Origin of the sequence: Boudabousia liubingyangii, assembly GCF_001907245.1 — a bacterium.
Taxonomy (GTDB): domain Bacteria; phylum Actinomycetota; class Actinomycetes; order Actinomycetales; family Actinomycetaceae; genus Boudabousia; species Boudabousia liubingyangii.
This window is the reverse complement of sequence record NZ_MQSU01000002.1, coordinates 76662-100170: the sequence shown is the minus strand read 5'-3', so window position 1 is coordinate 100170 and position 23509 is coordinate 76662. Positions and strand designations below refer to the sequence as shown.

The window sequence follows — 23509 nt, the reverse complement described above, 5'->3', positions numbered from 1 at the left end:
GTAAACACTGCGCCGATTAGTCCCAGTGCCCAGCGAATCCTTGAATGAGGGTGAGCGCTACCGTGCCGGCCGTGGCCGCCCGCAAAACAGTCGGTCCCAGCCTGACAGTTTGGGCTCCGGCTTGCGTGAGGGCATCGAGTTCATCATCCGTGATGCCGCCTTCGGGGCCCACTAGGAACCAGATTTCTGATTCTGTGGGGCCGGTGGGGGCCGCTTCAGTTGAGACCGGTTTAGGTTCCGAGGCGGCTGGGCGCAGTTTTGCGGTAAGGGTTTCCGTGGCACTTTCGTGCAGTACGTAGACGGTGGCGCCTGCGGCGGTTGCTTCCTGAACCTGTTTGATCAGCTGTTTTGAGTTGACGGGTAGGTCCACTTCAGGCCAGTAGGAACGTCGCGATTGTTTCATCGCAGCCTTGGTTACCTCGGTCCATTTTTGTTGTAGTTTTTGGGCTTTTTGGGCTACAGCTTTAACGATGCTGCGTTGGGATTCCCAGGGAATGACCCGGTGAACGCCCACTTCGGTAGCCGTTTCTAAAGCCTGCTCATCACGTCCGCCCTTGGCTAGCCCCTGAACCAGCACGAAGCGAACTGAGGGCGTTTCGGTCTCTACATTATCCACGGTGGCTTGCAGGTCATTACCGTGCCAGCCGCTGACCGTCACTTGGTGGCGTAGGCCCTTACCGTCGACTAGGTCGATCTGGTCTCCAGCTTGGATTCGCATAACATGGGCATGCTTAGCTTCCGCCCCGGTTAGCACTAGGGTGCTTCCGGGTGCGACTTGGGCTGGATTTTCGAGGTAGAAGACGGGACTGGTCATGGCGTCTTAGTTTCCCGCTAGGTGTCTTAGTTTCCCGCTAGTTTGTCGCGGAGCTTACTGAAGATCCCGGGGTGGTCAGCCGGGGCTTTTCGTTCTTCACCGCGAACTTCCGCTAGTTTTTCTAGTAGTTCACGCTGTTCTTCGTTTAGGCCGGTGGGGACGGCAACGTCAACGAGGACGTGTAGGTCGCCGCGGCCTCGACGGTTCAGGTGGGTGACGCCTAGGCCGGATAGGCGGATACTAGCGCCGGGTTGGGTGCCGGCGTTGATGTTTACTTCCTTCATGCCGTCTAGGGTTTCGATTTCCACTACCGTTCCTAGGGCGGCGGCGGTCATCGGCACGGTGATTTGGGTGTGCACGTCGTCGCCGCGGCGACGTAGGGTCGGGTGACGTAGTTCGTGGAATTCGATGTAGAGGTCACCGTTGGGGCCTCCGCCGGGGCCGGCTTCACCCTGTCCGGAGAGGCGTAGTCGGGTGCCGTGTTCAACGCCTGCGGGGACGTCCACCTTGAGGGTGCGGCTAGAGCGGACGCGGCCTTCACCGGCGCACTCGCCACAGGGGGTTTCAATGATGGTGCCGTGTCCCGCACAGGTGGAACAGGGAACGGAGGTTTGCACCATTCCCAGTAGGGTGCGGGCCTGACGCATCTGTGAGCCGGAACCGCCACAGGTGCCACAGGTGCGCAGTGAGGTGCCGGGTTCGCAGCAGCTTCCTTCACACTTGGAGCACTTGATGGCCGTATTGATTTTGACTTCTTTTTCTGCTCCGAAGGTGACTTCCTCAAGGGTGACATCTAGGGTGGCTAGGGAGTCTTGGCCGCGGCGGCCACGCGGCACGGGACCACGCTGGGCTGCTGCCCCACCGAAGAAGGTGGAGAAGAGGTCGGCGGCGTCGAAGCCCATGCCACCGAAGAAGTCGCCGCCTTCACCGCCGAGGTCGTACTGCTGGCGTTTTTGGGGGTCGGAAAGGATCTCGTAGGCGACCGTGACTTCCTTGAAGCGGTCTTCTGCGTCGGGCCCGGCTACATCCGGGTGCAGTTTGCGGGCGAGCTTCCGATAGGCGCGTTTGATTTCTTCTGCACTGGCATCGCGTTCTACGCCTAGGATTTCGTAATAATCAGCCACGTTCTTTCTTTCCTACTGTATTAATGGTTTCTTGATTTTAGTTTGCTTTGGGCGCTACTAACTAGCGTTTTAGATTTCGAGGCTCTTGGTCAGATAGGAGGCCACGGTCCGGACGGCCGACATGGCAGCCGGGTAGTCCATGCGCTTGGGCCCGATAACCCCTAGGTGTGGTCCGGATTGACCACTGCCGTAGGCGGAGGCGACTACGGATACTTCCGCTAGGGCCTGGTCGTGATTTTCTGAACCGATGGAGACGTGCACGTGTCCCGGCGCTGCTGATTCCTTGAAGAGGCGCAGTAGGGCGGCGTGTTCCTCTAGGGCTTCGATGATTTCGCTCAGTCCGGAAGATAGTTCATTTCCTGCGCGCGCAAGGTTTGAGATTCCGGCTACTAGGAGCTTTTCTTGGTACACCGGTTCAAGGGTGGTGCTGAGTTCGGTGATAATGCTGTCTGCTGCGGGGCGAGCCGCTGCGGAAAGGTCCCGACCTAGGTCGGAGGCCTGTTCGGCAAAGTGTGAGGGTTCTAGTCCAGAGAGACTGGCGTTTAGTGCTACCCGTAGGTTTTGCACGTCCTCGGCCGCGATGGGCGCGGGTAGGTCGAGGGTGCGCTGGGTGACGTCGCCTGCCTCGGAAATAATGACCAGCAGTAGGCGCGTGGGACTCAACTGGACGATTTCGATATGCCGAAGTGCCTGCCGGGTAATGGATGGGTATTGAACTACGGCCGCGTGGTGTGTGAGTCGAGCCAGCAGTTGCGCGGTTCGCTGTAGGACTTCCTCAACCCCTAGGGGTTCAGTGAGGAAGGTTTGGATGGCTCGTCGCTGGGCTCCAGATAGGTAGCGGACTTGACTGATCTGATTGACGAATTCGCGGTAACCGCGTTCGGTGGGGACTCGCCCACCGGAGGTATGCGGTTGGTAGATGTAGCCAGCATCTTCTAGGGCGGCGAGGTCGTTTCGTACCGTGGCGGAAGAGACGTTGAGTTGGTACCCAGAGACTAGGGCTTTGGAGGAAACTGGTTCGCGGGTCCGAATATAGTCTTGGACCAGGGCACACAGTACCGCCCGCCGACGCGGGTGGTTGATTCCACTGGGGGCGACTTCGTGCATCTTTCCTCGGTTTGCTTCCAGACTGCCTGGGGCTTTCGCTTGGTCAGAGAAAGTGGCAGCGCTTTTAGACCTACTTATTCCTAGTACCCCAAAATAGCACTCTCTAGCGTCGACTGCTAAATCTAAACCGCTTTTTCCGACACCTCTCACCCTACGCGAACAGCAATCCCCGAAAACCACAAATACCTACCCTAAAATAGGGAACCATGGATCGCTACGGACACGATATTTTATCTTCCAACCCCCACGAACACGGGGAGTTCGCACGCTATGGCCACTCCAAGCCTCTGCCGGCGAAACCTGGATTGGTGGTAGAGGAAATTGAAACCGGTTGGTGTGGAGCCGTTATCCGTACGGAAAAATCAGGCGGCCTACAGGTGGTGGTCCTTGAAGATCGCCACGGTCGGACCCGCACGTTCGAACTGGGGCCCGGTTTTCTTTACGAGGGCGAACCGGTCATTCTCACTCCAGCTCCTGCTAGGCCAGTTAACCGCCAACACCCGCAACGTAGCTCCCAGGCTTCTACCCCTGGTAGCGATCCTTTGAGCGCGACTAGCTTGGGACCGAACCGTACCAATTCGGGTTCGCGGGCCCTCCCACAGCAGCGCGCTAAGGTAGCTAAACCGTCCCGAATCTGGGTTGAAGGTAAACATGACGCCGAACTGGTCGAGCACGTTTGGGGTGATGACCTGAGGGCCGAAGGCATTGTTGTTTGTTTACTAGATGGTGCCGATAATCTCTCCGAGGTTTTAGCTGAGTTTCAACCTCACGAGGAAGCCCGGGCGGGCATTCTTTTAGACCACCTAGTTCCCGGCTCAAAGGAAACCCGCATTGCGCAAGAGATTATGCAGCAGTGGGGCGAAGAAGCTGTCCTAATCACCGGCCATCCCTTCATTGACGTTTGGCAGGCGGTTAAACCCGCCCGCTTAGGTTTGCGAGCCTGGCCGGAAGTTCCCCGCGGGACTGATTTCAAGGTGGGTACGCTCCAAGCTCTGGGATGGCCCTATGAAGATTATTCCGATGTGGCTTCTGCTTGGGTTCGAATACTGCGTTCGGTTCGCGATTATCGCGACCTAGAAGCCGCCTTTTTAGGCCGGGTTGAAGAGTTAATTGATTTCGTCACCTTCCCCACCATGAGCTACTAGACATTAAAGCTTGTTGCGCATGATTTTCATTAAGCGTATAGTTTTTGGCATGCGTAAAAAACTTATTCCCGTCGTAGCATCCCTATTCTTCCTCACCGCCTGCGCCAGCAACACCCCTTCCGAGGGTGCCAAAGGCACCGCTGAAGGCAGCGGCAACTCCGCCAAGACCGTTAGCGTTTTTACTTCTCTCTACCCGGTTGAATACCTGGTCCAAGAGATTGGCGGCGACAAGGTCAAGATCAACTCGCTAGCCCCCGCCGGCGTTGAACCCCACGATCTTGAACTTTCTCCTCAGCAGGTAGCAACCCTTCCGCAAGCTGACCTTTTGGTTTACCTCAAGGGCTTCCAAAGCGCCGTTGACAAGGCAGCTGATCAGAATCCTCCCAAGCACCTGCTAGATATTGCTCCTTCAGCCAACCTAGTCGACGCCGATCATGACGAACATGAACATGAAGGTCATGATCATGAAGGTACCGCTGAAGAGCACGAGCACGAGGGCCACGACCACGAAGGCACTGCCGAAGGCCACGAGCACGAAGGCCACGAGCACGAGGGCACTGCCGAAGAGCACGAGCACGAGGGTCACCACCACGACCACGATAACTTGGGCTTCGACCCGCACTTCTGGCTAAACCCGAACAATATGTCCTCGGTCGCCAAGAGCATTACCGAAGAACTAGTCAAGATCGATCCGCAGAACCAAGACTACTACCAGAAGAACCTACAGAAGCTAGAAGCGCAGATGAAGGATCTTTCCACCCTAGCCATCGACAAAACCAAAAACTGCAAGCACCGCACCTTCGTCACCACCCACGAAGCTTTTGGCTACTTGGCTAAGCTCACAAATCTAGAACAGGAAGGTCTCTCTGGCCTAGATCCCGAAGCTGCTCCCAGCCCGGCCCGCCTAGCCGAGATCTCCAAACTGGTGAAAGAACGCGGCCTAAACACCATCTTCACCGAAGAACTGGTATCTCCGAAGGTAGCTGAAACCCTATCGAAGGATCTAGGCATCAAGACGGAGGTCCTCTCCCCCATTGAAACTCAAAGCGAAGAAAAAGAAAACTACGCTACGATGTTTACCAAAGACATCGACCAACTTTCTAAAGCGCTAGAGTGCCAGTGATTCAAAAATCTTCCGATTCTGCGCGCCGAGCCCCTCTGGTCTCGGCGCGCAGTGTTTCTGCCAGCTACGAAACCACCCAAATCCTTAAAGACATCAGTTTTGATTTACACGAATCTGAAGTCCTTGCGATCCTGGGGCCAAACGGCTGCGGAAAATCAACCCTACTGAAGGTACTACTGGGGATCCTCGCTAAGGACCACGGTCAGGTGACCTATTTCGGAGACCAAAAGTGGCGTCCTCGGACTGCTAAGCAGGTAGGTTACGTACCGCAACGCTTAACCCAAGGCGCGGGCATTAGTGCCACCGCCCTCGAGGTAGTCGAATCCGGACTGGCCGGACCGGGCCTATGGGGCCAGCGAGGTCGCCGCACACGCGCCCTCGCCGCGCTCGAGCAAGTAGGCATGGCAGAGCACTATCACCGCCCCGTCACGAAACTTTCAGGTGGGCAACATCAACGTGTGCTGATCGCTCGGGCGCTAGTCCGCGAGCCAAAACTTTTAGTCATGGATGAGCCCCTAGCCGGGATCGATTCCGCCTCTGCACACCAGCTGGCGCAAATTCTAGAGAAGCAAAAAGCCGCCGGAACCGGCATCATCCTAGTCCTGCACGACTTAGGCTGCCTAGAATCAATCATCGATCAGCTCCTAATCCTAGAAGCCGGTCAAGTAGTCGAGTCCGGACCCCTAGCTGACTTCGCCGATCGTAAGCAGCAAATCACCGCGCACGCTCACGCTCTATGCGGGGAAACTGAAGCTTCACATCTACCGGGAGGACACCTATGAGCGACGCTAGCCTCTGGTCCCAGTTGGCCATTATGGTCTCTTCCCCGCTAATGCAGCGCTCCCTCCTAGCGGCCCTACTCATTGGTATTAGCGCCCCGGTAATGGGCACCTACCTAGTACATCGTAAGCTCGCGATGCTCGGTGACGGTATTGGGCACGTCGCCCTAACCGGCGTGGCCCTTGGCTGGTTCGTCGGCTCAGCCCTACAGCTAAACCCCAAAGACACCCTAGCCTTCCCCTTCGCAGTAGTGGTATCAATAGCAGGTGCAGTTCTTATCGAAGTAATTCGTTCACGGGGAAAGACTTCTGGTGACGTAGCGCTCGCGATGTTGTTCTATGGCGGAATTGCCGGCGGCGTCCTCCTCATCTCCCTTGCGGGCGGCACCAGCGCGCAGCTGAACTCTTATCTTTTCGGTTCGATTGCCACCGTAACGTGGAATGACCTGTGGATCTCCGGGGCGCTCACCGCCCTGGTTTTACTGGTGGGAATTGGTCTTCGTCCAGCCCTATTCTCGGCCTGTAACGACGCAGATTTTGCCACCGCCAGCGGATTGCCAGTTAACCTGCTCAGTATTCTGATCGCCGCAGCCTCGGCACTCACTGTTTCCGTGTCCATGCGGGTCGTGGGAGCATTGCTGGTTTCAGCCCTGATGATCGTGCCGGTCGCAATCGCACAGATCTATGTGAACTCCTTTAAGCAAACCATGCACCTAGCAATGTTCCTAGGAGCAGCTATCTGTTTGACCGGTCTGACCATCACCTACTTTTACAATCTCTCTCCAGGCGCTACCATTGTGGTTCTGGCTATTGCCATCTATGGTCTCAGCGCCCTTGGACAAGCCCTACTTTTAGCCGTGAAAAAACGAAACCGACTAAAGGAGAACCGTGCTCGATAGACTCCAAGCCCTACCAACCGGCTGGATGATCCTAGCTCTAACCGTCATTGTTTTCTTCCGCGCCCAAGGAACTTATTGGTTAGGTCGACTAATCACCGGATCAGCAGAACACGATTTTAAAAATCCCCTTCTACAGGCCTTTACCCACAATCGCTTCTTTGTGGCTATGTCCCGATGGTTTAATGGCCCCACCCCGCAAAAGGGCGCTCAAGCCTTAGAAAAATGGGGACTTATCATCATTCCTCTCTGTTTCCTCACCGTGGGAGTCCAAACCGCAGTTAATGCCGGGGCGGGTCTACTACGCATGAACTGGGGAAAGTACACTATCGCCATGCTGCCCGGTTGCTTAGCTTGGGGAACTCTCTACGGTCTAGGCTTCTTGGCGCTCTGGATCTCCCTGCTAGGCACTATCGCCGGTTCCCTGTGGGCGCTCCTAGCCCTGATTGGGCTAATCGTTTTAATCGCGCTTTACGTCATGCTCCAGCGTCGCCGTCGCAAGGCTTTTGCTGTTGACCCTCAACTCTAAAACGCCTCTAGAACGCTAGGTGACTGAGCTAGCTGGTCAACGCTAGTGAGTACCTAGCTCCAGATTCCAGCATCTGTGCCCAAGCGGGCCTTAAATTCCTGCCAGTCGCGATCCTTCGGATTACTCCAGCCAACTTCAGCTAGGGCCGTAAGTCTAGGAAATACTAGGTGGAAGATATCCCGAATGGATCTAACCGTTTCGGACCAAAGCGGGGCTTCAAAACCGATCACTCGTTCGGCTAGTTCAGGCCCAAAAGTTGCTAACGGGTCAAAGCGGTAACACTGCTCGACCGGCAAACCGTCTGGACAAGCCCAGTTAAGCCCCAAGAGCTCATCGCGCTTAAGCTTCTGATCCAGATAAACATAGTGCGCGTCAGAGTTAATGATCTTAAAACTGCCCTGATTAGCTGCCCGCTTGATCGCATCACGTCCACCCGCGCTGGGCTGATCTGTCCAGAACTGTAAGTAATCATTTTCTTGCAGGTAGATGCCAGCGGCCTCCTGCCAGAGGGTCACCTGTTCGAAGCCATGAACTCGTGCACTGGCCACTACTCGTTGCAGAATTTGCTGATACTTTTGCGGGCCATAGTTCTTAAGCAGCTCATGTGCTTCATCACCACCCAGATGGATACGCGACCGTCCGAATACATTTGCGGCCTGACTTAAAAGATGCTCAATAAAGCGCCAAGTTTCAGGCAGGTCAAAATCTAGATAGGAATGTCCTACCTGCCATGAGTCCCAAACTTCAGGACGCCCCGGGGTCCCCGCGGCGGAGCTTCCTTTTCCTACCAGTTCTGGCAAGGCATGCAGGACCACATGGTTATGCCCCGGAAACTCAAATTCAGGAATTACTTGAATCTGTCGACGAGCCGCGTAATCAACCAAGTAGCGAAGTTCCGCCTGGGTGTAGTAGCCGGTTCGTCCGGAAGGAATACCAGCAAACTTTAGGTTATCCCCTACTACTTCACTGGCTGCCAACTGTGGATCATCAAAACCGGGATTGTCTCCACTCGCGCAGGCCCCAAGGCCACCTCGACGGTGAAGCATAGTGTAATCAATCGGGTCTTGACAGGCTTTACCCTCATTGGTCATTTCAAAACGCCAAGCTTGGTCATCGACCAAATGAAGGTGCAAACGATTCAGTTTATGAACGGCGAGGGTGTCGACCAGCGCAAGAATTTCGGCAAGCGGGACAAAACTGCGCGCTACATCCAGCATAAATCCGCGATATTCGAAACTAGGTTCATCGGTGATTACCTGGGAAGCAACATGTCGGCCGCCTTGTTGCAAAAGCTGCGCAAGCGTGACACCGGCATAGAAAGCGCCAGATTTCCCACCAATCTGAACCCGAATGCCCTGAGGTTCGATCTCTAGGCGGTAACCTTCCGAAGAAAGCAGCGAGGTTTCTTGCAGCTCAACCCGGGTGCCATCAGCACGCACCAAAGTTTGGTCCCCCAAAAGCGTCATTCCTTGAACGAATTCCTGCGCTCCAACACCCTCGGGCCAAAATGCATAGAACTCACTTTCACCACCCCTGATCACTTGTGATTGGGGTTTAGGAATCAGTCCTTTATGCTGGCAAGCCCGCTGAACTAGATCGCGTTCGTTCAAACAATAAAGCATCATTCTCTCTCTTGAGTTTCGGCCCGAGCAGTATCAAAAACCACCAGCTATTCAGTTAGACTGAAGTACAAACTTTGCCCACTGTTCCACAGTTAGGCCGTCATATCCTAGAAGCTTACGCAGGTCTTTGGAAGTAACCGATAGTTCACCAGCTTCGACAGCGGCAAAGGTCTCTGTCGCCTGTTCGATTAGCTCCCGGTGAGTATTGGGACGCTGTTTTTGCAATAACTGCATTGCTTCTTCTCGGGTCAGGCCACGGTAGCTATACCGTGCCTCACCAATCCCCCGGTTCAGTGCCGAAACGGCGTCTGCAACTGTTAGGTCTTCGGGGCCAGTCAAGGTATATGTCTTGCCACTGTGGCCGCCTCCGCCACCGGCGGCAATATCAATCAAGACCCCTACCACGGTATCTGAGACGTCTCGTTGGGCAATAAAGGGGCAGGTCCCCGTTCCTTTCGGACCGCAGATGATGCCGCGTTCGTCCCTTAACTGCACTAGGTAATCCATCAGGAAGGCCGCACGGATGATAGTAAAGTCCATGCCACTGTGTCGCAGTTCTTCTTCGGTGGCCAGATGGTCCTTACCGTAGCCCAAGAGGGTATCTTCTTTGGCTCCCAGGAAGGATAGGTACACAATGTGTTGGACGCCTGCTTCTCGGGCTGCTCTGATCGCATTTCGGTGTAGCTCTACTCGCTGTGGATCGCGAACTGCTGGGGCTAGTAGGAAAACGTCGCAGTCACGTAGAGACTGTTCCATGGCTGCCGAATCAGAGTAGTTTCCGCTGGCCACTTCATAGCCTTCAGCAAGTGCTGGGAGCGCTTCGGGGTGTCTGGTTAGCAGTCGTAAATGTAGCTGCTCTGCACCTCCGTGTGGTTGCGATAGTTCGCTTAGACCCGCAAGGATCTCGGTGCCCATTGATGAGGTCACGCCGCCTAGTGCAATTCTCATTATTAGCCTCCTTGCTAATAGAAACAGCCTGACGGTAGTTTATCTCACATTTTTTATTTTCGTAGCGGTTTTTGGTCCTATTTTGCTGGAGATTTAGGTGAAGGAACCTCAAAAACGTCCCAATTAACCTGATTACCGTCCATCTTCGGGACTAAAAGACTACGTCCCCGGTCCCCCAATAGGGGCATCCAGTCACCGTTCAGTCCAGGCAGGATATTAACTGCGGTCGCGTCAATACGGGTCCATGCAGGCACGCTCGCCTTGGCGCTGTTCGCACCTCCAAAAGCTACCAAGGGACCGGAAATATTCACCATGGGGCGGCTGCTCCAGGCCGGGACCCAAGCGTACTTCGTCCCTCGCGGTTCAATCAGCAATAGGTACGAGGGCGCCGCAAAAGGCACGTTATCTTCGGCCTTCACGGCCGGTCGCCAACTAACTGAAATAACAATTACTTCTGGATCTGCCCAGAGTCCGTTCATATGCCAGTTAGGATGCTTAAGCTCCCAGATTGTTTGTCCGTTTGCCGTGTCGACCACCCGCTCCCCTTGGCCTTCTGTGCGCAGGGCTAGTAGCCGCTTACCGTCGAAAGCGGGGAAGCATCCTTCACTGTATTCAGTAAGTGCCGAGCCAGGCTCTAATGATTGGGAGACGATGACCGCATGTCCCGCTTCCTTGGGACTTTCCGTGCAGTAGTAAACAGTTTTTCCGTCGCTAACTGGCTGTGCGAGCGGTTCTTGCACATGCGGTGTGAGTTGCTTATTGAGGTCTTGGTAGCTACCTAGCTCCGTTACCTGCCTAGTATTCAAGTCGTAGGCACGTAACCGCCAAGGCATTAGTGCGCCTTTGTGATTAGCTAGTATCTGCTTAGATTTTTTAGGATCTAGATCTTCATGGGTGAGGCGCTTTTCGGCCCAGACCACCACTTGTTGATAGCGGCTTCCACCGACGGGCAGGTAATAGTCTGCCGGGTTAGCTTTTTCGATGACCGCTACGGAATCGGGATGGAAAAGGGCCGGAACAAAACTGTCCCAATAGGCCGGATTGGAGCTCGCACGGCCAAAGACCGTGTCATCCTCTAGAGGCAGGAAGGGGACGGCACCAGTGCCCTTTAACTGCCATTTGGGAGCCGCAAGTTTCACTTCCTGCTGCTGGGTGATTACGGCGGCTGCGGGTAGATTACCGGCCCCACCAAGATTGGTGATATCGCGGAAGTAATCCCAATCAGCTAGCTTCGGTTCAGGAACTTTGGTGGGACTCTCTAGTGTCGGTTCTGGGGTTTCACGCGCTAACTGTGGCTCAACCGTTTTTTGTTCATTGGCCGGGGCTTTGGGCTCAACTGTTTTAGTGGTAGAGCTGGGCGCGGAACAGGCACTGGCTAGCGTAAGTGCAGCAGCCACCGCCAACAAGACTGTCCCCCGGGAGCGGGGAAGGCTTTTTGGCGGTTTGTAAGTCATACCTAAATCTTAGCGGCAGATGCGGCAATTAGTTCGCTTTTCCGCGCCTGTTTGCGGTTTTTCTTCCCTATTCTGATACGTTCAGTTCATCCGAGAGCGTGCGAACTACATAATCGGCCAATAGACGTCCACTGAGGGTGAGTTTTAGTTGACCTTTCAGGGCCGAGGGGGCATCAATCAGCCCGTCTCTAATCAGGTCAGCGATTTTTTGGGCACTTTCCGTGCCCGAGATTAAGAGTTCGCGCGGGTAGCCCTCTAGGGTGCGGATCATTAGCATGAGATTTTCTAGGCTTCGGTCTGCTGCGGACAGGATCTCGGTCCCGGCGACAGGTAACTTACCGGTCTGTAGATTCTGTGCGTATGCGAGGGGGTGCTTGACGTTCCACCAGCGTTGCCCGTTGATATGTGAGTGCGCACCGGGCCCGAATCCCCACCAGTCGTGGTTTTGCCAGTAGGCCAAGTTGTGCCTCGAGGCGTGCCGGGGGTAGCCGTCGGGTAGGTTTTCGCCGCTTTTGCGCGCCCAGTTTGAGATTTCGTACCACTGGTAGCCAGCTTCGGCTAGGAGGCGGTCCGCGACCTCGTATTTTTCTCCTTGGTCATCATCCTCGGGCCAGGGTATTTCCCCCCGCTCCATCCGGGCATGAAGTTTAGTGCCTGGTTCAATAATCAGGGAGTAGGCTGAAATATGGTCTGGTTCTAATGCGATACCCTGTTTTAAACTCTCTTCCCAGTCTTTAACAGATTCCGCGGGAGTGCCGTAGATCAGATCTAGAGAGGTAGAGAAACCCACTTTTTTGGCTGCCGCGATCACTTCCGGGACGGCTTGCGGGCGGTGGGTTCGATCTAGGGTTTGCAGAACATGCGGGACGAATGATTGAACACCAAAGGAGACCCGGTTGAAACCGCCGGCTTTTAGTTCGGCTAGGCTCTGTTCGGTGACGGTATCGGGATTAGCTTCTAGGGTGATTTCAGCATCCGTGGTAATCCCAATCTCATCGCGCAGCGCCTGCAGTACCTGGTTCAGGATCCTTGGTTCCAGCATGGTGGGGGTACCACCACCAAAGAAGACCGTTTTTAGGGGACGCTGGGGGTATCCGCTGGCCTCAAGGAAGCGTGAGGCCTGGCGAATTTCTTCGATTAGGCTCTGGTGGAAACTTCCGTGGTCAGCACCGGGACCGAACTCAGAGGTATAGGTGTTGAAGTCGCAGTACCCACAGCGAATCCGGCAAAACGGAATGTGCAGGTAGGCACTTAGAGGTGCCGGGTCCGAAGGGGCGGGTGGCAATCCCCGACTCTGGTCGAATACTTCTCCAGTCGGTTGCTGCGGCATGGCCTCAGTGGTTGACTTCCGTCAGCGGTTTTTGCGCTTGGAAGTCCATGATGATTCGTCCAGCTTTTCGCCCGCGGTTTTCAAAGCGGGTTAGAACGCGTTCTTCCCAACGGGGAGCAAAGCCACCTACGGTCGGGCCGGCAGGATCGTCTTCCCGGGGGTTTGCACCCTCGTAGAGGTTAACTAGTTCCGGAGTTTGCGCCAGCACGTCTCGCATGTGCCAGGCGTAGTCGTCCCAGTCGGTGGCCAGTCGCCAGATTCCGCCCGGGACTAGGGCTTTAGCAACCAGCTGCGCGAATTCGACCTGGACAATGCGGCGCTTGTGGTGCCTAGCTTTCCGCCAGGGGTCAGGGAAGAAAGTCCAGACTTCAGCTAGGCATTCGGCAGGCACTAACGTCTGCAGAACCTGTACCGCATCGGCTTCTAGGATCCGTAGGTTTTCTAGCTGGGCATTAGCAGCTTTGGAGATGGTTTTAGCAGCTCCAGGTCGCCATACTTCTAGGCCCAGGTAGTTATTTTCTGGGTGGTTCTTGGCCGCGTTGACGATCTGATCGCCAGCACCCATGCCAACTTCTAGAATCACCGGGTGGTCATTACCAAATACCTCTTTAAAGTCCAGCGTGATATTGGGGTCGACGGACGTGTGTCCGATCGCCCGAGGTACTTCGATTAGGTACTTGGGTCCGTGTTCTTGCCAGGTGTTTTCTAGCGAGGCCGCCATGCGGGTGCCACGTCGAACGAAGGATTTCGTGCGGGCCCGGAAGCGACCATCGGGTAGCTGTTCACCTTTAAGGTCAATAATGTCGTGCGAACCGTAGGCGCGGGTGCTCATTTCTTTTCCTTGCCGGTTGGGGCATCAGAGGTGAGGGCGGCGATGAAGGCATCTTGGGGGACTTCCACGCGACCGATGGCCTTCATACGTTTCTTGCCTTCCTTCTGCTTTTCTAGCAGTTTGCGCTTACGGGTAATGTCACCGCCGTAGCACTTGGCTAGCATGTCCTTACGTAGTGCCCGGATGGTTTCGCGGGCAATCACGCGAGAGCCTACCGCAGCTTGGACGGGCACTTCAAACTGCTGCCTTGGGATTAGTTCCTTGAGCTTGGCGGTCATGCGCACGCCGTAGGCGTAGGCGGCGTCCTTATGGACGATGGCAGAGAAAGCGTCGACCTGGTCGCCGTTTAGCAGGATATCGACCTTTACTAGGTCTGCTGCCTGGTCCCCCTCGGGCTCATAGTCCATAGAGGCATAACCGCGGGTGCGGGACTTGAGCTGGTCGAAGAAGTCGAAGACGATTTCTGCCAGCGGTAGGGTGTAGTGCATTTCTACCCGGTCAGGGGTGATGTAGTCCATGCCGTGCATGGTGCCGCGACGGTCTTGGCACAGTTCCATAATCTGGCCGACGTAGTCAGAGGGCGACAGGATCGTACAGCGGACGACGGGTTCGCGAATCTCTTTGACCTTACCGGAGGGGAACTCGGACGGGTTTGTCACGGTGACGACGCTGCGGTCTTCCATGGTGACGTCGTAGATTACCGAGGGTGCGGTGGCGATCAGTTCAAGGTTGAACTCGCGCTCTAGGCGTTCACGGACGATTTCTAGGTGTAGTAGGCCTAGGAAGCCGCAGCGGAAGCCGAAGCCTAGCGCGGCCGAGGTTTCCGGTTCGTAGGTCAGGGCGGCGTCGTTTAGTTTGAGCTTGTCTAGGGCTTCGCGAAGGTTCGGGAAGTCTGAGCCGTCGATCGGGTAGATACCAGAGAACACCATGGGCTTGGGGTCTTGGTAGCCAGCTAGTGCTTCATCGGCTGGGTTGGTGGCTCCGGTGACGGTGTCACCGACCTTGGATTGGCGGACGTCTTTTACGCCGGTAATCAGGTAGCCTACTTCGCCCACCCCTAGGCCCTTTGAGGGGTTGGGTTCGGGGCTGATCACACCGATTTCTAGTAGTTCGTGTAGGGCCCCGGTGGACATCATTTGGATTCGTTCGCGGGGCTTGAGTTGTCCGTCAACGACACGCACGTAGGTGACCACGCCGCGGTAGGTGTCGTATACGGAGTCGAAAATCATGGCGCGTGCGGGGGCATCAACTTGGCCTGAGGGGGCGGGGATTTCCTTGACGATTCGATCTAGTAGTTCGGGGACGCCCTGCCCGGTTTTACCTGAGACCGCTAGGCAGTCTTCGGGGTCGCAACCAATCAGGTTGGCCATTTCTTCGGCGTATTTTTCAGGCTGGGCGGCCGGCAGGTCGATTTTGTTTAGTACGGGGATGATGACCATGTCGTTTTCCATGGCCAAGTAGAGGTTCGCTAGGGTTTGTGCTTCGATTCCCTGAGCAGCATCTACTAGCAGAAGAGCACCTTCACAGGCGGCTAGGGAGCGGGAAACTTCGTAGCTGAAGTCCACGTGTCCAGGAGTGTCGATCATGTTTAGCGAGTAGGCTTGACCGTCTACTTCCCAGGGCATGCGAACAGCTTGGGATTTGATGGTGATGCCGCGTTCGCGTTCGATATCCATGCGGTCTAGGTACTGGGCACGCATGTCACGGGGTTGGACGACGCCGGTGGCTTGAAGCATGCGGTCCGCGAGGGTGGATTTTCCGTGGTCGATGTGCGCAATGATTGAGAAGTTGCGGATCAGGTTTGCCGGGGTTTGGGCAGGTTGGATCTGGGCAAGCTGTTGCGGGCTTGGGATCGGGGCCACGTTTACCTCTCTCTTTTAGGTGCTTATCGGGGGCTATTATCTCATGTTCTGCCGGCCGAGGCCTAAATGAGTACTGCTATTTTCCTCCCATTTCGCTATAGTTCTTTGTAGTTATGCGCACTAAGCCCCTTGGAGCGCTGTTAGCTTTGGCACTTAGGGGCACTTTTGATCTGGTTTTGGAGGCCTGCAGGTGGATTTCCTACGTTCACTTTTTAATATTTTGATGCGCGCTTTGGGACGCACTGCTAACGATATGTTGCGTGATGCCACTAAGGGGACTTCTCGTGGGCCTCGCCGGACTACTCGTCCCGCTGGATCTTCGAAGCGTTCTTCGTCCCGTTCTACTTCTAGGTCCAGCGCACCTTCTACCTCTGGCCATCCTTCTGCCTCCGAGGCGGCTGAGTTGGCTTCCCGGATTGCGGTTTGGGATACCGAGCGTTTAGGTTTACCAGAACTTACCTATGAACCGCACCGCGATAACTTGCCTGATCCGGGTGAAGTGGTTTGGACGTGGGTTCCTTACGAGGAGGACGACACTCAGGGCAAGGATCGTCCGGTCTTGGTCTTGGCTCGTTACCGTTCCTCTTTGATTGTTTCGCAGTTGACCAGTAAGGATCATGATGTTGATGCGGATCAGGAGGCACGTTGGGGCCGCTACTGGCATGAAGTAGGCCAGGGCGATTGGGATTCTCAGCACCGAACTTCAGAAATGCGTTTGGATCGACTATTGGTGGTTCCTATGGATCAGGTTCGCCGGATTGGCGGTAAAGTTTCCCAGGGTCAGTTCTCTGCGGCAGCTGCCGCACTGCATGACTTTTGGGGTTAAACATCGGCTTTCTGTAGTGTAGTGCCCACTTTTTAGTCACTAAACTCATAGTTAAGACCACTGGCGACCTATTGCCAGTATGGTAGAGTGTTCATTTGGACATGCCTTTCGGTCGGAGGGCATGACCGGTCGTTATCCACTCCACGGGTGTCCCCACGCCCCAGTCCCGGATGCGACACAGCCCTCACCGACCCTGTCAGAACTAAGGCACGAAAGAGCAACCGTGGCAAATATTAAGTCCCAGAAGAAGCGTATTAAGACTAACGAAAAGCGCCGTGTACGTAACCAGGCTTACAAGTCTGAACTGCGTACCTTTGTGCGTAAGACCCGTGAGGCTATTGAATCCGGCGATCGCGAAGCAGCTGAGTCTGCTCTGCGTCTTGCATCCCGCAAGCTGGATAAGGCCGTCTCCAAGGGTGTTATCCACAAGAACCAGGCTGCTAACCGCAAGTCCAAGCTAGCTAAGCAGGTTGCAGCTCTCTGAGCTTTACCGCTGGTAGCTAACGCTTAAAGCGTTACGGGCCATTCCCTACTCCCCTCTAGGTAGATCTAGAGAAGTAGCGGATGGCCCGTTTTTGCTGCCTCTTTTAGTTCGGATCTTTCACTTATCCGCTAGTTTGAGGCCTCTGCTTAGGTAATCTGGCTGAGCCGGCAGTTCTTTAACTGATGGTTTAAATTTTTCCGGCTTTTAGGCGACAGCAGACAATCAAGCATTTTTCGATGGCATGCTCGGGATCTTTCGAGGCGCCTTTAGCTTCTTCATCAGCCCGCGCCACCGCGCAGATTGCACCGGCCAGAGCCCGCGGACTCCAAGTTCGCGCAGCTTCTCGCAGTTGGGGAAGCGCGAAGCGGGGAACAGCAACGAGGCTGGGATCCTCTTGATAAAGGGCCACTTCCCGTAGTTTTTTCGCGAGCATGGTGAGAATCCCTAGATGGTTACCGCCGGTGTCTAGGGCCTGTCGGAACTTAATCAAGGCGGTGGGCATTTTTCCTTCGATTACCGCATCGGCAACTTCGAAGTGAGTGGTTTCTACCCGCCCGGCAAAATGTCGATCGACGTCTGCTTCGGAAATTTCACCCTGGTTATCGGAAATCAGTTGCGTGATCGCTGAGGCTAATTCGGCGAGGTTGGTTCCGGCTGCTTGGACCAGTTTTTGGATTGCGCCGCCGGTGGCACTGCGTCGGGCTCGTCGTAGTTCTTGGTTGACGAACTGATTGAGTTCATTGGCATATTTCAGTTTGGGGCACTGAACTTCTGGGTAGTCTGCTGCTAGTTTCTTAAAAGTATTGGGGGCAGAGCGTCCCACTCCCCGATTTAGCACTAGGCACACATCATCGGCTGGGTATTGGGCGTATTTTTCGAGTTCTTGGTAGAACTTTCGATCCCCGCTGCCGGCGTTTTCAACGATCACTAGTCGCGGTTCGGCGAACAGGGACGGCGAAGTGACGGTGGCCAGTTCCCCTTCTTTGTAGTTTGAGGCATCTAGGGTGGTTTTTTCGTATTCAGAAAATTGCTTTTGGAACTGCTCACGAAGCTGCGCGATCGCGCGTTGTGCGAATAGCTCTTCTGCGCCACTGAGGACCACAATGGGGGCGATCTTTACGCGATCCCAGGTGGTGGCGTGCGCGCTAGTTCCTTTTGCCATTTCCTCGATTTCCTTGATGAATCTCTAAATCCTCAGAACCAGAATTTCAGTTTCTGCGGTCCCTTAGGAGTTTACCTTGTTTTAGGTTTTTAATCCTGAAGATCGTCCCTCTGATGCGTTCCAACTGCAAATAAATCACCCCTCCCGTAAGGGAAAGCAAAATAGGTATTACTGGACCGGGCGGAAGGGGAAGCGCACTTCCCGGCAGGCCACTAATTAGCTCGCTGAGGTACAAGATGAGTTGTCCGAGTTTTAAGGCTGGATAGGTAATTACCATTGCTAGGGGCGGGCAGCAGAGGTTTAGGGCTACGGCCAGTAAAACCAGAATCAAAATTACGGGGATAACCGGCGCAAGTAGCAGGTTCATGGGAAGTGCATAAAGGCTGGGCTGCCAGCCTAGAGCAAGTATGAGCGGCAGCGTCGCAATCTGGGCTAATAGGCTGGCAGAGACAACCTGTCGGACCTTCTGCGGCAAGAAGGACGGTAGTACTTCACTCATCGGTTTGGCATAGGCGCAGATTGCTCCGGTAGCCAGGACTGAGAGTCCATACCCGGCTGAGCCGGCTAGCTCTGGCCAATAGTAGAGGGCTACCGGAACACTCAACGCTAGTACCTGTTTTCCTCTCACGCTGATTCCTAGTACGACACTGAAGGTAACTAGGGTGGCCATCAGGGCGGCACGTATCAGTGAAGGGCTAGGTCCAACAAGCCAGAGATAGATGAGGATCCCAAAAATGGCGCAAAGGGCGCTACCTTTTCGATGCCCCCTTAAGTCCTTTCTCTTTAACCAGCCGTAAGTGTAGATAAAGAGCATGGTGACGATGCTCAGGTGCAAGCCGGATAATGCTGTTAGGTGACTGATCCCGCTGCGTTGTAACTGATTCTTGACCGTCTTTGGGAGATCTTTTTCTCCTAGGACCATGGCCGCTAGGAGTTTGCGGGCATTGGGTTCTCCGGGGCTCCGGGCTACCTGTTTCAAATACTTAGTTCTAACGAAAGCGCCTGCGGCTAGGAATCGGTTTATGGGCGTGGTGGTAGTTTGGTGCACCTGTTTGACTTGAACCTTCAGGTAGGGCTTTCCAAGTTTAGTTACCTGCTGGAGCCGGGCTTGAACTACTTGCGTCCCACTGGGAAGAGGCGGAAGTTGGGAGGGCCAAAGAATCTCTGCCCGGTAGGTTTGGTCTTTGGTGATTATTTGGCCTGCACTAACCCATTGGTGTCGCGTCATGGAAAACCTTGGAGCCTGGTACCAGCGGATCCTTAGCTCCCGGACTTGTTGTGTCTCAGCGGGGTTTTTAGGCATGGTCGTTCCCGACGCGCTCCCCTTCCGAGTCCCCTGCATGAGGTCGATGACGGCGTGGTGTTGGCTTTGCTGTTTTCCAAAAAGTAAGAGGCTAATTACCAGTACAACTAGGAATCTTCCGCAGGCGCTTTTTAGCCACGGGCCGGTGTGCTCAGTCGGGGCGTTTTTTGTCAGTTTCAGTATTGTTGGTAGGTAGCTCAGCATCAGGATGGTGAACACAAGCGGTATCGCGCTGGCAGCCGTTACCTGCTGATTGGCAAGTAGTACCGCTGCCCATGGTCCGGTCATGATGGGCAGGGTAGCTTGATACTTGCTTTGGGTCTGGCGATCCATTTTCTTCTTCTACTTCCACTAGATTCCTCGCTTTGGGGGTTCTTACATCGGTTTACCGTCGCTTTAGGGAAGCGCTATCAGTGGGGTGAGACGCTCTAGCGTGCGGACTGAGATTCCTTTTACTTGGCTCAGTTCCGAAAGGCGTTTGAAAGGGCCGTGAGTTTTTCGGTATTCCAGAATTCTTTGGGCCAAGGCAGGTCCGATACCTGGGAGTTCCTGGAGTTGCTGGGCATTAGCATGGTTGATCCGGAGCTTGCGCTTTATGGCTGCTCTGGTCCGTGTTTGCTTGGTTTTCGCTGAGGTGGATTTTGAGCCCTGAGCTTTCTGTGGCAGCTCTTGTTGATCTCCTATACGGGTTGGGATATCAACCTGTTCACCATCCGTTAGTGGGGCGGCTAGGTTTACGGCACTGAGGTCTGCAGCTTCCTTCGCTCCCCCAGCTTTTTCAAGGACATCAATGACCCTGTCATTGGTGGCTATTTCGTAGACCCCTGGATGTTTAACTGCTCCGCTTAGGTAAACGACGGTTTTCGGGTTGGAGCTTACTACCTGATCGCTTTCTTTAGTCTCTTCACTGCTGACTGCTTCTTCCCCGGTACTCTGGTCTTGCTCCCGCCCCTGGTGAGAAGTAGCGCTAACTGTCGGTTCGCCAATTAAAGGGGCTTCCTCATCAGCTTTGGGCATGGCTGTCAGGTAGAAGAACAAGAGGACGATGAGGCTTAGGGCAATACCTACGGGCAACCAGGGGCGTTTTCCCGGGTCTCCCCAGAGGCCTAGCTTTTTGCTTGCCTTGGTCTCCGTGGGCTGGCGAAGTTGCTTTTGGTAGACGGATTTTAGAATTTGTCTGGCTTCTTGAAACTGGGGTGTGCTCATGGAGCCAATATGACTGCTGAATCCTAGTGCTTTGGGGCGCAAGATTGATAATTGTGGATTTCAATTTTGTGGAAAATGGGATTTAAGTCTGACAGGTGCTCACGTTTTCCCTAAGATGGTGACTATGAGCACCGAATTGGAACGTTTACAAGCCGAAGCCGCTGCTGCCCAAGCTGCCGCCGAGGCCGCCGCCGCTGAAGCCGCCGCCAAAGCTGCCGCTGCTAAAGCCGCCGCCCTACAAGCACAGTTAAAAGCCGCCCAGGCAGAAGGAGGGGCCCCTGCCCCCGCTCCAGAGGCAGCTCCGGAAGCTGCCGCAGACCCGGCCGAGGTACCCCCAGCATCAGCAGCTCAAGCCACTCCGGCCCCCGCTGCCGCCCCGACTCCTGAAGCCCCCGCAACCGGCGCAGGCACTAGCTCTGAAGCCCCGGCCTCTGCCGCGGGAGACCCGGCAGATTCCACGAAGCCAGAGATTCGAGATGCCTACAATCCTTCCGGCCCCCACGTTACTCTAGGTGCCTTGCGTAAGGATGATGGCGATGCCGACCCCTCAACGCTAATTAAAGTTCCCCTTTCGATGTTTAACCGTCACGGCCTAGTCGCCGGCGCTACCGGTACCGGTAAGACCCGTACCCTACAGCTCCTAGCTGAGGCCCTGAGCGCCAACGGCGTACCGGTCCTACTTTCTGACGTTAAGGGTGACCTGACGGGCGTTGCACAGGCAGGTACCGCCTCGGAAAAACTAATCGCCCGTACCCGTTCCAACGGTCAGGACTGGGATGGCCACGCGTTCGCCACTGAGTTTATGACCATCGGTGATGCCACTCCGGACGCTCCCGGCGTCTCGCTACGCACCCGAGTCTCAGATATGGGTCCCCTACTGCTGGCCCGTACCCTTGATCTGAACGAAACTCAGGAACAGGCCCTCCAGCTGGTTTTCTCTTGGGCTGACCAGCGAGGCCTCCTACTCGACGACCTAAAGGACCTTAAAGCGGTCGTCTCCTACCTGACCGGAGATGAAGGCAAGGAAGAACTAAAGAATATTGGTGGTATTTCTACCGCCACCGCCGGCGTAATCCTACGTGCCGTCTCTGCCCTCGAATCCCAGGGCGGCGACAAGTTCTTTGGCGAACCCGCCTTCGACACCGCAGACCTACTCAAGCACCGCGCTGATGGTGAGGGCGTCATCAACGTTCTGCGCATGCAGGACCTCTCTCAGCGTCCTGCCCTAGTTTCAACCTTCCTCATGTGGGTGCTAGCAGACCTATTCAACACCCTGCCGGAAGTGGGCGATAAGGCGGCCCCGAAGCTGATCTTCTTCTTCGATGAAGCGCACCTGCTATTCAAGGACGCCACCAAGGAATTCCTGCGTCAGATCGTTCAGACCGTCCGTTTGATCCGTTCTAAGGGGGTTGGCGTTTTCTTCGTAACCCAGACCCCGAAGGATATTCCCGAGGACGTCCTAGGCCAGTTGGCAGGTCGCGTTCAGCACGCCCTACGCGCCTTCACCCCCAACGATGCGAAAGCCCTCAAGGCTACCGTGTCGACCTTCCCGAAGTCTGACTACGACCTCGAAGAGCTCCTAACCGTGCTTGGTACCGGTCAGGCCGTGGTGACCTTCCTGAACGAGGAGGGCGCCCCCTCGCCGGTAGCCCCGACTCGCCTCTGGGCTCCGCGTTCTGTCATGGGTGCGGCCGATGACGCGGTGCGTGACCAGATTCTGGCCAGTTCTGAGCTGGTCACGAAGTACAAGACCCGCATCGATGACGAATCCGCCTATGAGGTTTTGACTCAGCAAGCGGCCCAAGCTCAGGCCCAGGCTGAGCAGGCGCAGCGGGAAGCTGAGGCCGCCGCACAGCGCGCGGAACAGGAAAAGGAAGCTGAACGTCTTCGTCGCGAGCGGGAGAAGGAACTCGATCGTTTGGAGCGGGAGCGGGCCCGGGCAGCCGGACGCACCTACTCTACTCGGGGAACTTCCCGTACGACTCAGTCAACTGCAGATAAGGCTTTCGGTTCCCTGGCGCGTTCTATTGGCACTCAGTTGGGCCGTGAAATTACCCGTACCCTATTCGGTACGCGGAGGCGCTAAGTGGCCATCGAAAAGAGAATTGCTTTTTGGGGAGCAGGTGCCCTCGGGGGCGCGATTGTTTCTGGACTCGTAGCTGCTGGAGTTGATCCGAAACTGATTTACGTAACGGATCGCTCTGGCACCCGGGCCCCCAAACTGGCTGAAGAAACCGGCGTTAACTACGTCGCTGATCATGCCGAACTACTGTCCACGGCAGAAGTCCTGATCCTCGGGATGAAGCCTGCCGATCAAGCATCAGCGCTACAGGCACAGCAGGAGGTCCTAGCCAGGTCCAAACCACTAGCTATTTCCCTCGCCGCCGGACGCTCTCTAGCGCAGATTCAAAATGATCTGCCCGAGGGGGTGCACCTTATCCGGGCCATGCCGAACGTTGCCGCCCAGGTTGGGCAATCAATGACTGCGCTAGTAGCTGGAGCTGAGGTAACTGAAACGGAACTAGCGCTAGCTGAAGAGATCATGGCTACCTTTGGGCAGGTTCAGGTAATCCCGGAAGCAAAGCTAGCGGCTTTCACTGCCGTCGCGGCCTGTTCACCAGCCTGGTTCGCAGCCTCGGTCGACGCCCTCGCCCAGGCGGGCGTAGCAGCGGGTTTGACCAAGCAGCAGGCGGTTTTCGCGGCTGCCCAGTCCCTGTTGGGAACCGGGCAGCTAATCCAAGAGCTAGCCGAATCAGAGCAGGTGCCGGCGCAGCTAGTAGACCGGGTTTGTTCCCCGGGTGGCTCGACCGTCGCCGGCCTCCTAGCGGCTGAATCTAGCGGGCTTCGAAAAGTGTGGCAGGACGCATTTTTTGCCGCTTTGACTGCCGATGCAAAAATTAGTCGCGATTAGCCTAAAATACTGTATTAGTTGTGGCTGTCGAAGGGCACCATTCGTTAACTTG

21 protein-coding genes are annotated in these 23509 nt (G+C 55.5%); 9 read left to right on the top strand and 12 right to left on the bottom strand.

The features are described 5' to 3' along the window. Positions 1-16: 16 nt before the first annotated feature. The 3 genes from BSR28_RS02930 to hrcA form a co-directional block, all read right to left on the bottom strand. Positions 17-814, bottom strand: a complete 798-nt coding sequence (locus tag BSR28_RS02930; protein WP_073713310.1) for a 16S rRNA (uracil(1498)-N(3))-methyltransferase — start codon at positions 812-814, stop codon at positions 17-19. A 26-nt stretch (positions 815-840) separates the two neighbouring features. After that, positions 841-1938: a molecular chaperone DnaJ gene (gene dnaJ, locus BSR28_RS02925; RefSeq protein WP_073713309.1), complete on the bottom strand. Its 1098-nt coding sequence runs from the start codon at positions 1936-1938 to the stop codon at positions 841-843. Positions 1939-2007: 69 nt separating this feature from the next. Continuing rightward, positions 2008-3045 (bottom strand): heat-inducible transcriptional repressor HrcA, encoded by a 1038-nt coding sequence (hrcA, locus tag BSR28_RS02920; RefSeq protein WP_073708883.1) that lies wholly within the window; start codon positions 3043-3045, stop codon positions 2008-2010. Positions 3046-3251: 206 nt separating this feature from the next. Between hrcA and BSR28_RS02915 the strand changes: the two genes are divergently transcribed. Genes BSR28_RS02915 through BSR28_RS02895 form a run of 5 tightly spaced genes read left to right on the top strand, consistent with a single transcriptional unit; the run spans position 3252 to position 7517 of the window. Next, positions 3252-4190, top strand: a complete 939-nt coding sequence (locus BSR28_RS02915; RefSeq protein ID WP_073708882.1) for a DUF3097 domain-containing protein — start codon at positions 3252-3254, stop codon at positions 4188-4190. Positions 4191-4239: 49 nt separating this feature from the next. Further along, entirely contained in the window at positions 4240-5313 is a 1074-nt protein-coding gene (locus BSR28_RS02910) for a metal ABC transporter substrate-binding protein (protein ID WP_083563047.1), read from the top strand. After that, the gene (locus BSR28_RS02905; RefSeq protein ID WP_073713308.1) at positions 5310-6095 is read left to right on the top strand and encodes a metal ABC transporter ATP-binding protein; all 786 of its coding nucleotides are present in this window, start codon (positions 5310-5312) and stop codon (positions 6093-6095) included. The genes BSR28_RS02910 and BSR28_RS02905 overlap by 4 nt, the downstream gene beginning before the upstream one ends. Then, positions 6092-6991 (top strand): metal ABC transporter permease, encoded by a 900-nt coding sequence (locus tag BSR28_RS02900; RefSeq protein ID WP_073713307.1) that lies wholly within the window; start codon positions 6092-6094, stop codon positions 6989-6991. The genes BSR28_RS02905 and BSR28_RS02900 overlap by 4 nt, the downstream gene beginning before the upstream one ends. Further along, positions 6981-7517: a DedA family protein gene (locus tag BSR28_RS02895; RefSeq protein ID WP_233120597.1), complete on the top strand. Its 537-nt coding sequence runs from the start codon at positions 6981-6983 to the stop codon at positions 7515-7517. Before BSR28_RS02900 ends, BSR28_RS02895 begins: the two co-directional genes overlap by 11 nt. A gap of 53 nt (positions 7518-7570) precedes the next feature. Here BSR28_RS02895 and BSR28_RS02890 read toward each other — a convergent pair whose 3' ends face one another. From BSR28_RS02890 to lepA, 6 genes are all read right to left on the bottom strand, one after another. Next, entirely contained in the window at positions 7571-9127 is a 1557-nt protein-coding gene (locus BSR28_RS02890) for a family 20 glycosylhydrolase (protein WP_233120596.1), read from the bottom strand. A 63-nt stretch (positions 9128-9190) separates the two neighbouring features. Continuing rightward, positions 9191-10087 carry an NAD(P)H-binding protein gene (locus BSR28_RS02885; RefSeq protein ID WP_073713305.1) on the bottom strand — a complete coding sequence of 299 codons (897 nt, stop codon included), beginning with the start codon at positions 10085-10087 and terminating at the stop codon, positions 9191-9193. Between the two features lie 77 nt (positions 10088-10164). Next, positions 10165-11541 carry a hypothetical protein gene (locus BSR28_RS02880; RefSeq protein ID WP_073713304.1) on the bottom strand — a complete coding sequence of 459 codons (1377 nt, stop codon included), beginning with the start codon at positions 11539-11541 and terminating at the stop codon, positions 10165-10167. A gap of 67 nt (positions 11542-11608) precedes the next feature. After that, on the bottom strand, positions 11609-12871 hold the full coding sequence (hemW, locus tag BSR28_RS02875) for a radical SAM family heme chaperone HemW (protein WP_073713303.1): 1263 nt from the start codon (positions 12869-12871) through the stop codon (positions 11609-11611). Between the two features lie 4 nt (positions 12872-12875). Continuing rightward, positions 12876-13703, bottom strand: coding sequence for a tRNA (guanosine(46)-N7)-methyltransferase TrmB (gene trmB, locus BSR28_RS02870; protein WP_073713302.1), 828 nt, complete (start codon positions 13701-13703; stop codon positions 12876-12878). Next, positions 13700-15565 carry a translation elongation factor 4 gene (gene lepA, locus BSR28_RS02865; protein WP_073708874.1) on the bottom strand — a complete coding sequence of 622 codons (1866 nt, stop codon included), beginning with the start codon at positions 15563-15565 and terminating at the stop codon, positions 13700-13702. Before lepA ends, trmB begins: the two co-directional genes overlap by 4 nt. Positions 15566-15755: 190 nt before the next feature. Here lepA and BSR28_RS02860 point away from each other — a divergent pair, with 190 nt between their 5' ends. Both BSR28_RS02860 and rpsT read left to right on the top strand, forming a co-directional pair. Next, positions 15756-16391, top strand: coding sequence for a type II toxin-antitoxin system PemK/MazF family toxin (locus BSR28_RS02860; RefSeq protein WP_233120595.1), 636 nt, complete (start codon positions 15756-15758; stop codon positions 16389-16391). A gap of 223 nt (positions 16392-16614) precedes the next feature. Then, positions 16615-16875, top strand: a complete 261-nt coding sequence (gene rpsT, locus BSR28_RS02855; RefSeq protein WP_073708873.1) for a 30S ribosomal protein S20 — start codon at positions 16615-16617, stop codon at positions 16873-16875. A 187-nt stretch (positions 16876-17062) separates the two neighbouring features. Here the strand turns inward: rpsT and holA are convergent, their stop codons facing one another. The 3 genes from holA to BSR28_RS02840 all read right to left on the bottom strand — a co-directional run bounded on the left by holA (position 17063) and on the right by BSR28_RS02840 (position 20546). Next, positions 17063-18037: a DNA polymerase III subunit delta gene (gene holA / locus BSR28_RS02850; protein WP_073708872.1), complete on the bottom strand. Its 975-nt coding sequence runs from the start codon at positions 18035-18037 to the stop codon at positions 17063-17065. Positions 18038-18083: 46 nt separating this feature from the next. Next, positions 18084-19673: a ComEC/Rec2 family competence protein gene (locus tag BSR28_RS02845; protein ID WP_073713301.1), complete on the bottom strand. Its 1590-nt coding sequence runs from the start codon at positions 19671-19673 to the stop codon at positions 18084-18086. Positions 19674-19736: 63 nt separating this feature from the next. After that, positions 19737-20546 (bottom strand): ComEA family DNA-binding protein, encoded by an 810-nt coding sequence (locus BSR28_RS02840; protein WP_073713300.1) that lies wholly within the window; start codon positions 20544-20546, stop codon positions 19737-19739. Positions 20547-20670: 124 nt separating this feature from the next. Here BSR28_RS02840 and BSR28_RS02835 point away from each other — a divergent pair, with 124 nt between their 5' ends. Then, positions 20671-22632 (top strand): helicase HerA-like domain-containing protein, encoded by a 1962-nt coding sequence (locus tag BSR28_RS02835; protein ID WP_180372208.1) that lies wholly within the window; start codon positions 20671-20673, stop codon positions 22630-22632. Next, positions 22633-23457 carry a pyrroline-5-carboxylate reductase gene (proC, locus tag BSR28_RS02830; protein ID WP_083562973.1) on the top strand — a complete coding sequence of 275 codons (825 nt, stop codon included), beginning with the start codon at positions 22633-22635 and terminating at the stop codon, positions 23455-23457. Positions 23458-23509 lie beyond the last annotated feature (52 nt).

Bases quoted from the DNA above. Each gene is read 5' to 3' on its own strand.
- BSR28_RS02930 (WP_073713310.1), bottom strand. From the start codon at position 814: ATGACCAGTCCCGTCTTCTACCTCGAAAATCCAGCCCAAGTCGCACCC.
- hrcA (WP_073708883.1), bottom strand. From the start codon at position 3,045: ATGCACGAAGTCGCCCCCAGTGGAATCAACCACCCGCGTCGGCGGGCG.
- BSR28_RS02915 (WP_073708882.1), top strand. From the start codon at position 3,252: ATGGATCGCTACGGACACGATATTTTATCTTCCAACCCCCACGAACAC.
- BSR28_RS02910 (WP_083563047.1), top strand. From the start codon at position 4,240: ATGCGTAAAAAACTTATTCCCGTCGTAGCATCCCTATTCTTCCTCACC.
- BSR28_RS02900 (WP_073713307.1), top strand. From the start codon at position 6,092: ATGAGCGACGCTAGCCTCTGGTCCCAGTTGGCCATTATGGTCTCTTCC.
- BSR28_RS02885 (WP_073713305.1), bottom strand. From the start codon at position 10,087: ATGAGAATTGCACTAGGCGGCGTGACCTCATCAATGGGCACCGAGATC.
- BSR28_RS02880 (WP_073713304.1), bottom strand. From the start codon at position 11,541: ATGACTTACAAACCGCCAAAAAGCCTTCCCCGCTCCCGGGGGACAGTC.
- hemW (WP_073713303.1), bottom strand. From the start codon at position 12,871: ATGCCGCAGCAACCGACTGGAGAAGTATTCGACCAGAGTCGGGGATTG.
- trmB (WP_073713302.1), bottom strand. From the start codon at position 13,703: ATGAGCACCCGCGCCTACGGTTCGCACGACATTATTGACCTTAAAGGT.
- holA (WP_073708872.1), bottom strand. From the start codon at position 18,037: ATGGCAAAAGGAACTAGCGCGCACGCCACCACCTGGGATCGCGTAAAG.
- BSR28_RS02845 (WP_073713301.1), bottom strand. From the start codon at position 19,673: ATGGATCGCCAGACCCAAAGCAAGTATCAAGCTACCCTGCCCATCATG.
- BSR28_RS02840 (WP_073713300.1), bottom strand. From the start codon at position 20,546: ATGAGCACACCCCAGTTTCAAGAAGCCAGACAAATTCTAAAATCCGTC.
- BSR28_RS02835 (WP_180372208.1), top strand. From the start codon at position 20,671: ATGAGCACCGAATTGGAACGTTTACAAGCCGAAGCCGCTGCTGCCCAA.